The following is a 13,529-nucleotide window of genomic DNA, read 5'->3' on the forward strand; positions in this document are numbered from 1 at the left end:
GTACGGTCAGGCGGCCTGATCGATCTCGGCACCGAAACGGCCGTGGCGGCGATAGCGCACCAGCCAGCTCTGCGCGATCGAATCGAGCGGCGTCGGGCTGATGCCGAACGCGGCGAAGCCCTCGGTGCCAGCGCTAACGACATTGTCATGCTGCAGCATCTGCCACTGGTCGCGCGTGATCGGCGCGCCGGGCAGGAAGCCCATGCCGGCGATCGCGCCGCCGAGCGCATCCGGAAGATCGATGAAGCTGCGATGGCGGCCGATTTCCTTCGCCGTCCAGCGGATCAGCTCGCCCATCGTCAACACGTCCGGCCCGCCGAGCTCGATCGTCTTACCGCCGAACGCTTCGGGATCGGCGAGCGCCCTGGCCACCGCCGCGGCGACATCGCCGACGAACACCGGTTGGAACTTCACCGGCGCGCGAAGCACCGGCACGACGGGCGCCTTGACGATCATTTCGGCGAAGCGGTTGATGAAGCGGTCCTCGCGGCCGAAGATGATCGACGGGCGCAGGATCGTTGCATTGGGGAACGCCGCGCGAACCGCCTGCTCGCCTTCCCCCTTGGTACGCGCATAACGCGATTCGCTCTGCGGATCAGCACCGATCGCCGAGACGTGGACGAAGGCGCCGATCCCGGCCTTGGCACAGGCCTCGGCAACTGCCCTGGCGCCGGAAACATGAACAGCGTCGAGATCGCCCGACAGCAGCCCGACGAGGTTGACCACCGCGTCGGCGCCATGAACCGCGCGCGACACCGTTTCCGGCTTGCGGACGTCGGCGGCGACGAACTGGGTCTGGCCGAGTCCGCCCAGCGGCTTGATGAACCACGCCTGGCGCGGATCGCGCTGCGCAACGCGCACCCGCGCGCCGGCCTTGAGCAACGCCTGCGCGACATAGCGGCCGACGAAACCGCCGCCCCCGATCAGCGTGACCAACTTGTCCTTCATCGCGTCTCAGCCCTCGTTAGCGTTTGGCCTGCCCTAGACCGCGGGCCGGAATGGCTCAAGACCGCTTCAATCCTCCCAGCCGAGCGTGGCGAGCACGGGAAAATGGTCCGACGGGTAAAGCGTGCCGCGATGCGTCGTCAGCGTCGTATCGGAAAGTGGGGTGAAACCGCTCTCGAACATCCAGTCGATCCGCTTGTCGGCCTTGCCGGTCCAGCCGTGGAAGGTCTCGTCCGGGCCGCCGGGGTTCGCCACCGCCGTGCGGATATCGGTCATCCTCGCGGCGATCAGCTTGTAAGCGTCGCTGCCCGGCGTGGTGTTGAAATCGCCCGTCAGCACTACGGGCGTGCCATCGGTGTCGATCTTCGCCATCTGGTCGAGCAGGATCTGCGCGGCCTTGGTGCGCGGCACCTCGTCCTCGTCGCGATAGAAGAAGTGCGTATCGAACAGATAGAAGCGCTTGCCCGTCGCCTTGTCCGTGAACAGGCCCCAGGTCGCCATTCGCGGGAACGGCGTGTGCCACGAATTGCTGCCCACCACGTCGGGCGTTTCAGAAAGCCAGAAATTGCCCATCGTCACCAGATCGAGCCGATCGCGGCGATAGAATACGCCCATATGCTCGTCCTCGTGCCCGCCTTCGCGATCGATCCCGAACCAGGCATAGTGCGGCAATCGGGAGACGATGTAATCGCCCTGCATCTGCGACAATTCCTGGGTGCCGAAAATATCCGGATTCGCGTCGCGGATCGTCGCGATGAACAGGTCGCGCCGCTTCGGCCACGCCTCCGGCCCGTCATCGACATTGATCGTCGTACGGACGTTGAACGTCATCACCCGCAGCGGGGCGGACGGCGCTTTCGCGAGGCCGGGCGCGGACAGACCGAGCGCGAGAGCGAAAACAGCGGCGTATTTCAGGAAACGAGGCATGGCGGCGACCCTAAGCCGGCGCCGTGCCGATGCAAGGCGATTTCAGAAAAATGTTTTGTTTAAGACTCAGTCGCCGCCCTCAAGCGCCTTCTGCCGGCGACGCTGCACCGAGCTGCCGATGCCCATCGCCTCGCGATATTTGGCGACGGTGCGCCGCGCGATATCGAACCCCCGGGCCTTGAGCAGATCGACCAACGTGTCGTCGGACAGAATCTTCTTGCCCTCGCCGGCGATCAGCGTGCGGATCGCGCTCTTGACCGCCTCGGCCGACACCGCCTCGCCGCCATCGGCCGACTGGATCGCCGAGGTGAAGAAATATTTGAGCTCGAACAACCCGCGTGCGCAGGAGAGATATTTGTTGCTGGTGACGCGGCTGACAGTCGATTCGTGCATTTCGATCGCGTCGGCGATCTGCTTCAGGGTCATCGGCTTCAGATGAGCGACGCCCTTCAGGAAGAATTCTTCTTGCTGCTTCACGATCTCGGTTGCCACTTTGATGATCGTGCGCTGCCGCTGGTCCAGCGCCTTGACCAGCCAGTTGGCGCTGGCGAGGCAATCCGATAGCCAGCTTCGCGACGCCTTGTCCTGCGGGCCCGAAGACAGCTCGGCATAATAAGAACGGTTGACCAGGACGCGCGGCAGCGTCGCGGCGTTGATCTCGATCGCCCAGCCGGATTTGCGCTGCGCGATGAAGATGTCGGGCACCACCGCCTGCACCGCCTCGCCGCCGAACCTGAGGCCGGGCTTGGGGTCGTAGTTGCGCAATTCGCGAATCATGTCGGCGAGATCTTCGTCGTCGACCTCGCAAAGCCGCTTCAATCGCGGCAGATCGCCGCGCGCGACGAGGTCAAGATTGTCGATCAGCCGCGCCATGCACGGATCGTAGCGATCGGCCTCCCTGGCCTGGAGCGCGAGGCATTCGGCAAGGTTGCGCGCGCCGACCCCGGTGGGATCGAACGTCTGGATGTCGGCCAGCACCGCCTCGACGCGGGCCAGTGGCACCGCCAGCCGATTGGCGATATCGAGCAGCGGGGCGGTCAGATATCCTGCCTCGTCGATCTGATCGATCAGGTGCGCGGCGATGAACATGTCATCGCGATCGATCACGGTGCCGGCCTGCGCGAGCAGGTGATCGGCGAGGTTCACACCGCCGGCCGCCAAGGCGTCGAGATCGGGCCCATCCTCGCCGGCCGCCCCGCCGCCGCCAAGCCCGTTCATTCCCAGCCCGCCGTCGATCCCACCGATCGAATCGGCCGCGCTGTCGTGATGGAAGCTCTCGGCGGCGAAATCGACGTCGAGCGCGGCCTCATCGCTTCCCCGCCCCTCGATCAGGGCGTCCGCGCCGGCGGGCTCGTCGGCCGCCGTCTCGGCCGGCTCGGGCGCCGGGCCGTCATCGTCGGGCGCGTTGTCGAGCAGCGGGTTCTTCTCGATCTCTTCGGCGATATAGGCCTCGATCTCGAGGTTCGACAGCGCGAGCAGACGGATCGCCTGCTGAAGCTGCGGCGTCATCACCAGCGATTGCGTCTGCCGAAGATCGAGGCGCGGCGCGAGGGACATTGTTAGATAGCCCGCACCGGCCCGCTCCCCCACCCGGCCACCCATAGGATGCTGGCGCTGGATGGCCGGGTGGGGGAACGGGCCGGTGCCGCCCGCTCGGCAAAGCCGAGCGCAGAAATCACAGCGAGAAGCCCTCGCCGAGGTACAGCCGCCGCACGTTGGCATCGGCGACCAGTTCCTCCGGCGACCCCGAAAACAGCACGCGGCCATCATAGATGATGTAGGCGCGATCGACGATGTCGAGCGTCTCGCGGACGTTGTGATCGGTAATCAGCACGCCGATCCCGCGACTCTTGAGGTCTTTTACCAGGTCGCGAATATCGGCGATCGAAATCGGGTCGATGCCAGCGAACGGTTCGTCGAGCAGCATGATCGACGGGTCCGCCGCCAGCGCGCGGGCGATCTCCGCGCGGCGCCGCTCGCCGCCCGACAAGGCCATTGCCGGTGCGTCGCGCAGCCGCGTCAACCCGAACTCGTCGAGCAGCCGATCGAGCTTTTCGGCACGCGCCGCCGCATCGGGCTCGGAGAGTTCGAGCACGGTGAGGATATTCTTCTCGATCGACAGGCCGCGGAAGATCGACGTCTCCTGCGGCAGATAGCCGAGCCCGAGGATCGCGCGGCGGTACATCGGCAGCGCAGTAATATCGTCGCCGTCGAGCATCACGCGGCCCGAATCGGGCTTCACCAACCCCATCACCGAATAGAAGCAGGTCGTCTTGCCCGCGCCGTTGGGCCCGAGCAGGCCGACCACCTCGCCCCGCGCCACCGACACCGAAACGTCGGTCAGCACCGGCCGCTTGTCATAGGCCTTGGCGATCGAGATCACCGCCAGCCCGTCGGCGGGCGGGGTCTCGACGATCGGCTCGGCCTCGGCGAGGCTGGTGATCTCGTCCATCTACGGTCCTCGTGCCGCGCCCTGACCGTTACGGCCGACGCGATTGGCAAGTTTCGTGCATGGCCATGTAGGCCAAGCCGCGCGCCGGTTCAAAGGTCTTGGACGAAGAATACGGCTATTGGCTGTTCGACTGGCTTGCCGGATTCGATTGATCGGTGTCGCGCTGCGGCACCGAGAAGTGGCCGGTGACGCGCCCGCCACTGCTGGTCACGCTGCCGGGCGCGCCGCTCGGCCCGCCGGTGCCGCCGACCGCCGACCCGTCGATCACCGCGCGGCCGGTGTCGAGATTGAGTGTCAGCCGTCCGCCGTTCACGGTGTCGCCGCCCTGCGTCAGCGAGACCGCGCCGAGCATGGTGATGACGCGCTTGTTGAGATCGTAGACGGCGTATTGGCTGCGCGCGGTCTGGTTGGGGCGCGTCACCGTGACTCCGCCCGCGGCATCGAACCGCGAAACCTGGGGCGAGCCGTTGAGCACCTGGCCGGTATAGCTCACCGTCATGCGGCTTGCCTGCAGCGTCATCTCGGCCTGCTTGAGCGTCACGCCGCCGGAAAGGATCGCGCGATGATCCTTGTCCTGCAGCTCGATATGCGCCGCGTCGAAATCGATCGGCGCGCGCGAATCGTGGCGCTGCTGGCCGACCGCGGGCGCGGCAGCGAGCAGGATGAGCGGCAGCAGGGCGCGGGAAGCGTGCGGCATGGCGCGCTATTTGTTCCTTCCCGGCACGATCCGCAAGCGGGCATGACCATCGAGCGTGACGCTGCGGTTCTCGAGATTGGCCGACATGCGATCGGCGCTGAACGTGCCTTGCGGCGCCGAGCCGGTCACCGCGCCCTCGCTTTCCATTGTCCTGGTCTTGAGGTCGACCGTCGCATCGGCGGTATCGAGCGCATAGCCGCCCGCCGAGCGGAAGGTGATCGGCCCATCGAGCGCGACCTGCTCGGTATTCATATTGTACCGCCCCTGGTTGGCGACGATCTTCGCCGGCCCGTCGGAGAGCCCGATTTTGGCCGCCAGGCCGTTCAATCGCACGATCGGCTCCGCCGAACTCTTCTGGATCGCCGAATTGGCGGTGAGCTCGAACGGCCGCCCCTTGCTATCCTGCCCGCGATAGTTGGCGCGCTCGATCTTGAGCCGCTCCTGCGCGACCGCGACATTGTTCTTGGCGAGCAGGAAGCTCGAATCGCCGCTGCGAGTCAGCGGCGCCATCACCAGGAACGCGGCGAGCACCCCGATCGCGATCGGCAGCAGCACCCGCAACGTGCCGATCAGCCGGTCGTGACTGCTCCCCGGCGCTGCCCAGACCTGCCGCGCCGAGCGGATCTGGCGGGCGACCTCAGACATTTTTGCGGCCTTCGGCGGAACGGCACAAGCTCATCGAATTACGCATGCGCGAAGATGTCGATCTCGGGCCAGCCGGCAAGATCGAGCGCCGCACGAGTCGGCAGGAAATCGAAGCACGCCTGGGCCAGCGCGGTGCGGCCCTCGCGCGCCAGGCGGCGGTCGAGCTCTTCCTTGAGCGCGTGGAGATAGCGGACGTCCGACGCCGCATAATCCTTCTGCGCGTCGCTCAACACCGGGCCGCCCCAGTCCGACGATTGCTGCTGCTTGGAAATATCCTGGCCGAGCAGCTCGCGGACCAATTCCTTGAGCCCATGGCGATCGGTATAGGTGCGCACCAGCCGCGAGGCGATCTTGGTGCAATAGACCGGGCCCGCGACCACGCCGAGATAATGCTGGATCGCGGCGATATCGAATCGCCCGAAATGATAGATTTTGAGCCGCGCCGGATCGCCCAGCAGCGCCTTCAAATTGGGCGCGGCATAATCGCTGCCCGGCGCGAAGCGGACGAGATGTTCGTCACCGCCGCCATCGGACAGCTGAACGACGCACAGCCGATCGCGCGGCGTGTTGAGGCCCATCGTCTCGGTATCGACGGCGATCGGGCCGGGGCCGAACAGGCCGGCGGGAATGTCTTCTTCGTGGAAATGGACAGTCATCCGCCGCGCCTAGCGCCGTTCGCCTTCCGGCTCAATGCTTGGCCCGCTCGCGACGGCGCCGGGCCGCGATGTTGAGCGTCTCGACCCCGGCGGAAAATGCCATAGCTGTGTATATATAGCCCTTGGGAATATGCGCGCCGAAGCCTTCGCCGATCAGCACCACACCGATCATCAGCAGGAATCCCAGCGCCAGCATCACCACCGTGGGATTGCGGTTGATGAACTCGGCCAGCGGATCAGCGGCGAGCAGCATCAGCCCGACGGCGACGACCACCGCGACGATCATCACCGGCAGATGATCGGTCATCCCGACCGCGGTGAGGATCGAATCGATCGAGAAAACCATGTCGAGCGCGATGATCTGGGCGATCGCCGCACCGACGCCGAGCACCGCTTTGGCCGCGACATTTCCCTCGCCATGCCCTTCCCCGCTCATCGTCTGGTGGATTTCGCTGGTCGCCTTCCAGATCAGGAACAGGCCGCCGGCGAGCAGGATCAGGTCGCGTGCTGAAAACGCCGTTTCGAAGCTCGGTTCGCCATGCGCGCCCGGCGGACCGACCAGCCCGAGATCGAAAACCGGCGCGGTGAGCCCGACGATCCAGGCGATCATCGACAACAAGGCCAGACGAAGCACCAGTGCGAGCGAGATGCCGATCCGCCGGACTCGCGTCCGGCTCGCCTCCGGCACCTTGTTCGACACGATCGAGACGAACACGAGGTTGTCGATGCCGAGCACCACCTCCATCACCACCAGCGTAACGAGAGCAGCCCAAGCGGCCGGATCGGTGATCAATTCCGCGATCGACATGGCCGCATCTGTGCCGTTGTGGCAACGCTCGTGCAACTATTGAAACGCTTCGCCGTACGATATCACGATTTTGTTCGCGAGACGGCGGCATTTGGTCTATGAAGGGGCCGTGGCGCGTTCGGCGGAGCGCCCGAAGACCTGCGTTCGTCGTCCGGCGCTTGGGCTTTATGTATGTGAATTCGGGCGAACCGGGAAGACGAACAGGGCATGAGTTTCGACAAAGGACGCCGTGGCGAGCGCGGCGGTCGCGGCAGGGATAAGCGCGACAATTTCGGCGGTGACGATTTCGGTGGCGGTTTCCAGGATCGTGGCTTCGGTGGCGGCGACCGTTTCGGCGGCGGCGATCGCTTCGGTGGCGGCGGCTTCGGCGGCGGTGACCGATTCGGCGGCGGCGGTGGCGGCGGCGGTTTTCGTGGCGGCGGCGGTGGTGGCTTCGGCGGTGGTGGCCGCGGCATGCCCCCCCAGGTCGTCGGCGAAGGCTCGGGCACCGTCAAATTCTTCAACGGCCAGAAGGGCTTCGGCTTCATCGTTCGCGATGACGGCGGTGAGGATGTGTTCGTTCACATCTCCGCGGTCGAGCAGGCCGGCCTGACCGGCCTGGCCGAGGGCCAGCCGCTCAGCTTCACGCTGGTCGATCGCGGCGGCCGCATCTCGGCGACCGATCTCAAGATCGACGGCGAACCGATGCCGGTCGAGGAGCGTGCTCCCCGTCCGCCGCGCGAAGGCGGCTTTGGCGGCGGTGATCGCGGCGGCCCGCAGCGCCAGCTGACCGGCGAGAAGGCAACCGGCACGGTCAAGTTCTTCAACGCGATGAAGGGCTTCGGCTTCATCCAGCGCGATGACGGCCAGCCTGATGCGTTCGTCCACATCTCTGCGGTCGAGCGTGCCGGCATGCCGACGCTCAACGAGGGCGATCGCCTGTCGTTCGAGCTCGAGGTCGATCGTCGCGGCAAATATGCTGCGGTGAACCTTCAGCCCGGCGAATAAGCCCCGGCTTTTCGATCAAAACGGCCCGTCCGGAGCGATCCGGGCGGGCCGTTTGCGTTTGTCGTGCGGCCGCCGGCACTGCGGACTGAAGGCTTGGATCTTGCTCGCGCCCAAACGGGACTTTCTGGACATTTGCGTGCGCCCGGCCAACATTGACTTCAGGATCGCCACACAAGGACAAGCCCATGCGTTTTCTCGCAGCCCCCCTCCTTGCCATCACGGCCGCAAGTGCTGCATTCGCCGCGCACGCGCCCGCCCCCAGGGTCGCCGCATCGAGCTTCAACCAGCTCGCCCAGCCGCTTCCTTTGCCCTATGACGAGCAAGCCGATGCGATGAAAGCCGTCGCCGTCGCCAAGGCCCGCGCTCGCGCCGAGCACAAGCTGCTGCTGATCGACATGGGCGGCAACTGGTGCCTCGATTGCCGCATTCTGGCCGGCACGATGAAGCTGCCCAAACTCGCGCCGTTTCTCGACAGACATTTTATCGAGGTCACCGTCGACATCGGCCGTTTCGACAAGAATCTGGCGATCGCGCAGCATTATGGCATCGCCAAGCTCGCCGGCGTTCCCGCCGTGCTGGTCGTCGACCCCCGCACCGATCGCGTCGTTAACAAGGGCCACGCCGAGGCGCTGGCCGACGCGCGCAGCATGAACCCGCAGGCGCTGGCCGACTGGCTCGCGCAATGGACCTGAGGACAGCGGGCTGGTGACCCGAATCTGAAGCTCGCCGCTCTAAGCGTCGTCATGCTGAACTTGTTTCGGCATCCAGGGAACAACGGCAACCAAAACGCGTGTCGGTGATGGTGCGTCATGGAACCTGAAACAAGTTCAGGGTGACGATCCTCTTTATGCGGAGAACGTCGATTCCCCGATGTCAGACGGCTTCGCCCTGCAGGAGCCGCGGCAATTCGCCCGATTCGCCACGCGCCTCGGCCATGAAGCGTTCCTTGAGCGGCGCGATGCGATCGACCGCCGAAATGCCGAAGCGCCGCACCGCGCTCGCCGCCCGGCCGGGCACGCCGAACAGGCGGTTGAGCGCGTCGGTCGACGCGGCGACCATCAGCGTGTCGAGCCCCCGCCAGCGCTGGTAGCGCGCGAGCAGCGCGGCATCGCCGAGATCGAGCCCCAGTCGTTTGCCCTCGACGAGCACCTCGGTGAGCGCGGCGACGTCGCGGAAGCCGAGATTGAGCCCCTGCCCGGCGATCGGATGGATGCCGTGCGCGGCATCGCCGACCAGCGCCAGCCGCTCCCCGGTGATCGTCGCCGCATGGTGGAAACCGAGCGGATAACTCGATCGCGGCGACAGGTTGGAAAGGCCGCCCAGGAACCCGCCCATCCGCTTCTCCGCCTCAGCCAGGAAGCCGCGATCGGACAGCTTGAGCATCGCCGGGCCATCCTTGGCATGGACACTCCAGACGATCGCCGAGCGATGACCATTGGCATCGTCGTTGAGCGGCAACAGCGCGAAGGGGCCGGCGGGATAGAAAATCTCGAATGCGATATTCTCGTGCGACCGCTCGTGATTGAATGCTGAGATGATCGCGTGATGATCGTATGACCAGCGGGCAACGCGGATTCCCGCGGCCTCGCGGGTCGGCGAATTGCGACCCTCGGCGGCGATCAGCAGCGGCGCGCGGACCTCGGCGCCGTCATCGAGCGTCGCGGTGACGCCCGCCGCCGTGCGCTCGACCGCGACGGCTTTACGCTTCATCCGCAAATCGACGCGCGGCGCTGCGACCGCGGCTTCATGGATCGCGCGGCGCAGCAGCCGATTCTCGTACATCGTGCCGAGCGCATCGTCATCGGCATCGGGAATGAAATCGAGCTTGCCGGGCGCGAGCCCGTCGCTCACCCGGATATGGCGAATCTCGCAGCCCTCGCCGGCAAGCCGATCCGCGATCCCGATCGCCGCGAGCATCCGCCCGCTGGCGCTGGCGACCGCCGAGGCGCGGCCGTCGAATCCCTTGGCCAGCGTTACCGCCGGGTCCGCCGGATCGACGACGATCGAGGAGAGGCCATGCGCGTCGAGCGCCACCGCGAGCGCGCCGCCGACCAGCCCGCCGCCGAGAATGAGAACGTCCGCTTGCGTCATGCCCCCGGCATAGAGCGCCGAGGTCTCGGGGGAAAGGACCAAGCGTGGCCGCAGCGCCGCGGCACGCGCGGTCTTGACGCCAGACTCCGCACAGGCGATGCTCGGCACAGGAACATCCAGCGTACATTGTGGGGGATATCCGATGGCGAGCCGGGCGCAGCCGTCGATGTGGCGGCAGACGGTAAAGGCAGGCGCGAAGCGCAGCGGCGCCTTGTTCGGCGCGGTGGCGCTGTTGATCGGCACGCTGCTGATCGCGCTGGCGCTGGTCAGTTACCATTCGGGCGACCCTTCTTTCGATACCGCCGCCGGCGGCCCGGCGAGCAACTGGCTGGGCATTCCGGGCGCGTTCGTCGCCGATCTGCTGCTCGCGATCGCTGGTCCCGCGGTGGCGTTGCTGCTGCCCTTGGGCGCGATCTGGGGCACGCGCTTGTGGCGGGACGAGCCGATCGGCGAGTGGCGGCGGATGCTGCGCGGCAGCCTGATCGGGCTGGTGCTGATCGCCACCGCAATCGCCTTCGTTTCCGATTCGGCGGTAATGACGCTGCCCGCGGGCTGGGGCGGCCTCGTCGGCCTGACGATCAGTTCGGCGCTCGGCTGGGCAATCGGGCTGATCGGCGATCCCGTCGCAATTACCTGGACGGCGCGGGGCATCGGCCTCGCGGCGGGTATCGCCGGGCTGATCTTCTGGCTGCGCGGCCTCGATCTGCATATCGGCGACCGCGAATGGTTCACGCGACGCGAGCGGCTGACCGATCAGCGCGACACAGCGGTCGAACCCGACGACAGCGAAGACGCCGCGCCGATCCTGCGCCGTCCCGCTACGCCGCGTCCGGTCGCCACGCCGGAGACGCGTCCCGCGCCGGTGATCGCCGAGCGCACCACTGCACCCTCGGTCGCCAAGCCCAAGGAGCGCCAGGCCTCGCTCGACCTGCGCGACGATTTCCAGCTGCCCGCGCTCGATCTGCTCAAGCCGGCGCCGCCGTCCTCCAGCGGGTCGGTCGACAAGGCCTCGCTGGAACGCAACGCGCGGCTGCTCGAGAATGTGCTCGACGATTTCAAGGTCAAGGGCTCGATCGTCGAGGTCCGCCCCGGGCCGGTGGTGACGATGTACGAGCTCGAGCCCGAAAGCGGCGTCAAGGCGAGCCGCGTGATCGCTTTGGCCGACGATATCGCCCGCAACATGTCGGCGATCTCTGCACGCGTCGCCACCATTCCGGGGCGCAGCGTGATCGGCATCGAACTGCCCAATGCGCGGCGCGAGGGCGTCAACCTGCACGAACTGGTCGCTTCGCAGAGCTTCGAGGACCAGTCGGCGCAGCTGCCGATCATCCTCGGCAAGAATATCGCGGGCGACGCGGTGATCGCCGATCTCGCGCCGATGCCGCATTTGCTGATCGCCGGCACCACTGGATCGGGCAAATCGGTAGGGCTCAATTGCATGATCCTGTCGCTGCTCTACCGGCTGACGCCGAAGCAGTGCAAAATGATCATGATCGATCCCAAGATGCTCGAATTGAGCATGTATGAGGACATTCCCCACCTGCTCGCCCCGGTCGTCACCGAGCCGGCCAAGGCGGTGCGCGCCTTGAAATGGGCGGTCGAGCAGATGGAGGACCGCTATCGCATGATGGCCTCGGTCGGCGTGCGCAGCCTCGCCGGGTTCAACGACAAGGTCCGCGCGGCCAAGGCCAAGGGCAAGCCACTCGGCCGCAAGGTGCAGACCGGCTATCATCCCGAGACCGGCCAGCCGGTCTATGAGGAAGAACAGCTCGATTACGAGGTACTGCCGCAGATCGTGGTGATCGTCGACGAGCTTGCCGACCTGATGATGACCGCGGGCAAGGAAGTCGAATTCCTCATCCAGCGGCTCGCCCAGAAGGCGCGCGCGGCGGGCATCCACCTCATCATGGCGACGCAGCGCCCGTCGGTCGACGTCATCACCGGCGTCATCAAGGCGAACCTGCCGACGCGCATCTCCTTCCACGTCACCTCGAAGATCGATTCGCGGACGATCCTGGGTGAGCAGGGCGCCGAACAACTGCTCGGCAAGGGCGACATGCTCTACATGCCCGGCGGCAAGCAGATCGCGCGCGTTCACGGGCCCTTCGTCAGCGATGACGAGGTGATGGCCGTGGCCAATCATTGGCGATCGCAGGGCGCGCCCGACTATATCTCCTCGGTTACCGAGGAGCCCGAGGAGAGCTTCGCACTCGACGGCGCGCCGAGCGGCGAGGATTCGCCCGAGGAACAGCAATATCGCTCGGCCTGCCAGCTCGTCGCGGAAAGCCAGAAGGCATCGACCTCGTGGCTGCAACGCCAGTTGCGCGTCGGCTACAATTCCGCCGCGCGGCTGATCGAGCGGATGGAAAAGGAAGGGCTGGTCTCGCGGCCCGACCATGTCGGCCGCCGCGAAGTGCTGATGGACCGTGACGGACGCCCGACCTGACGCAACCAAAGCTGAACATTGCCGTTCAGGCGAATTCACCGCGCGTTCAATGCGGTGATGTAACGATTGCCGCCATGATCGAGAGGAACGTCTTGCCCGTGACCATCCGTTTCGCCGCTGCGCTTGCCGCGGCCATTGCGATTCCCGCCGTGATTGCGCCGGCGCCGGTTCTCGCCGCGCCGGTATCGGGCGATCTCGCGCTCGTCCAGAAATCGCTGCAGGCGACCAACAGCATGACCGCCGACTTCACCCAGACCGATCGCGCCGGCAAGGTGTTGACCGGCACGCTGACGCTCAAGAAGCCGGGCAAGATCCGTTTTCAATATCAGAAGGACGTGCCGCTGCTGATCGTCGGCGATGGCAAGAACGTCTATTTCATCGATTATTCGGTTGATCAGGTGCAGCGCTGGCCGGTCGGCGGCTCGCCACTCAGCGTGCTGATCGATCCGACCAAGAATGTCGGTCGCTTCGCGCACATCGTGCAGAGCGGCGATCCGCGGATCGTTTCGGTCGAGGTGAACGATCCCGATCACCCCGAATATGGTCGCATCACCCTGGTCTTCGCGCGCAGCGACTCGGCCCCTGGCAGGTTGCTGCTGCAAGGCTGGGTGGCGCTCGATGCCCAGAACAACCGCACCACGATCCGGCTCGACAATCAGAAATTCAACGTGCCAGTTTCCGACAACATGTTCCGATTCAACGATCCGCGGCGAAAAACCCACGGACGCTGACGGTTCATTCATATTGGCGACAGGTTCGCAGGCATAGAAGCATTCCTGCGGATGCGGGCCGTTCGGGATTTTCCCCCTGTTACCCGGATGACACCCCGCTTCCCGCCTGCGTGACGAACGCTAGGTTGGCCCCCGTTCCATGCC

The 13,529-nt window shown here is 65.9% G+C and carries 13 protein-coding genes; 4 read left to right on the forward strand and 9 right to left on the reverse strand.

Features of this window, described 5'->3' with window-relative positions:
• Window positions 1-6 precede the first annotated feature (6 nt).
• The 8 genes from K7G81_RS09270 to K7G81_RS09305 form a co-directional block, all read right to left on the reverse strand.
• Entirely contained in the window at window positions 7-948 is a 942-nt protein-coding gene (locus tag K7G81_RS09270; RefSeq protein WP_223030466.1) for a complex I NDUFA9 subunit family protein, read from the reverse strand.
• A 66-nt stretch (window positions 949-1,014) separates the two neighbouring features.
• On the reverse strand, window positions 1,015-1,872 hold the full coding sequence (locus tag K7G81_RS09275) for an endonuclease/exonuclease/phosphatase family protein (protein ID WP_223030467.1): 858 nt from the start codon (window positions 1,870-1,872) through the stop codon (window positions 1,015-1,017).
• A gap of 66 nt (window positions 1,873-1,938) precedes the next feature.
• Entirely contained in the window at window positions 1,939-3,429 is a 1,491-nt protein-coding gene (gene rpoN, locus K7G81_RS09280; protein WP_223030468.1) for an RNA polymerase factor sigma-54, read from the reverse strand.
• A 118-nt stretch (window positions 3,430-3,547) separates the two neighbouring features.
• The gene (lptB, locus tag K7G81_RS09285) at window positions 3,548-4,324 is read right to left on the reverse strand and encodes an LPS export ABC transporter ATP-binding protein (RefSeq protein ID WP_223030469.1); all 777 of its coding nucleotides are present in this window, start codon (window positions 4,322-4,324) and stop codon (window positions 3,548-3,550) included.
• A 115-nt stretch (window positions 4,325-4,439) separates the two neighbouring features.
• The gene (locus K7G81_RS09290; protein WP_223030470.1) at window positions 4,440-5,021 is read right to left on the reverse strand and encodes an LptA/OstA family protein; all 582 of its coding nucleotides are present in this window, start codon (window positions 5,019-5,021) and stop codon (window positions 4,440-4,442) included.
• A gap of 6 nt (window positions 5,022-5,027) precedes the next feature.
• Complete coding sequence (gene lptC / locus K7G81_RS09295) at window positions 5,028-5,666, reverse strand: LPS export ABC transporter periplasmic protein LptC (RefSeq protein WP_223030471.1); 639 nt, start codon at window positions 5,664-5,666, stop codon at window positions 5,028-5,030.
• 38 nt (window positions 5,667-5,704) lie between these two features.
• Window positions 5,705-6,322: a ribonuclease D gene (locus tag K7G81_RS09300; protein WP_223030472.1), complete on the reverse strand. Its 618-nt coding sequence runs from the start codon at window positions 6,320-6,322 to the stop codon at window positions 5,705-5,707.
• A 31-nt stretch (window positions 6,323-6,353) separates the two neighbouring features.
• Entirely contained in the window at window positions 6,354-7,130 is a 777-nt protein-coding gene (locus K7G81_RS09305; protein ID WP_223030473.1) for a TerC family protein, read from the reverse strand.
• 207 nt (window positions 7,131-7,337) lie between these two features.
• Here K7G81_RS09305 and K7G81_RS17955 point away from each other — a divergent pair, with 207 nt between their 5' ends.
• Together K7G81_RS17955 and K7G81_RS09315 are read left to right on the forward strand one after the other, a co-directional pair.
• Complete coding sequence (locus tag K7G81_RS17955; protein WP_223030474.1) at window positions 7,338-8,117, forward strand: cold-shock protein; 780 nt, start codon at window positions 7,338-7,340, stop codon at window positions 8,115-8,117.
• Window positions 8,118-8,302: 185 nt separating this feature from the next.
• A complete protein-coding gene (locus K7G81_RS09315; protein ID WP_223030475.1) occupies window positions 8,303-8,809 on the forward strand; it encodes a thioredoxin family protein in 507 nt (168 codons plus the stop codon).
• 181 nt (window positions 8,810-8,990) lie between these two features.
• Here the strand turns inward: K7G81_RS09315 and K7G81_RS09320 are convergent, their stop codons facing one another.
• Entirely contained in the window at window positions 8,991-10,208 is a 1,218-nt protein-coding gene (locus tag K7G81_RS09320; RefSeq protein ID WP_223030712.1) for an FAD-dependent monooxygenase, read from the reverse strand.
• A 142-nt stretch (window positions 10,209-10,350) separates the two neighbouring features.
• Between K7G81_RS09320 and K7G81_RS09325 the strand changes: the two genes are divergently transcribed.
• Both K7G81_RS09325 and K7G81_RS09330 read left to right on the forward strand, forming a co-directional pair.
• On the forward strand, window positions 10,351-12,654 hold the full coding sequence (locus K7G81_RS09325) for a DNA translocase FtsK (RefSeq protein WP_223030476.1): 2,304 nt from the start codon (window positions 10,351-10,353) through the stop codon (window positions 12,652-12,654).
• A 74-nt stretch (window positions 12,655-12,728) separates the two neighbouring features.
• Complete coding sequence (locus K7G81_RS09330; RefSeq protein WP_223030477.1) at window positions 12,729-13,385, forward strand: LolA family protein; 657 nt, start codon at window positions 12,729-12,731, stop codon at window positions 13,383-13,385.
• Window positions 13,386-13,529 lie beyond the last annotated feature (144 nt).

The organism is Hephaestia mangrovi, assembly GCF_019880555.1.
GTDB classification, from domain to species: domain Bacteria; phylum Pseudomonadota; class Alphaproteobacteria; order Sphingomonadales; family Sphingomonadaceae; genus Sphingomonas; species Sphingomonas mangrovi.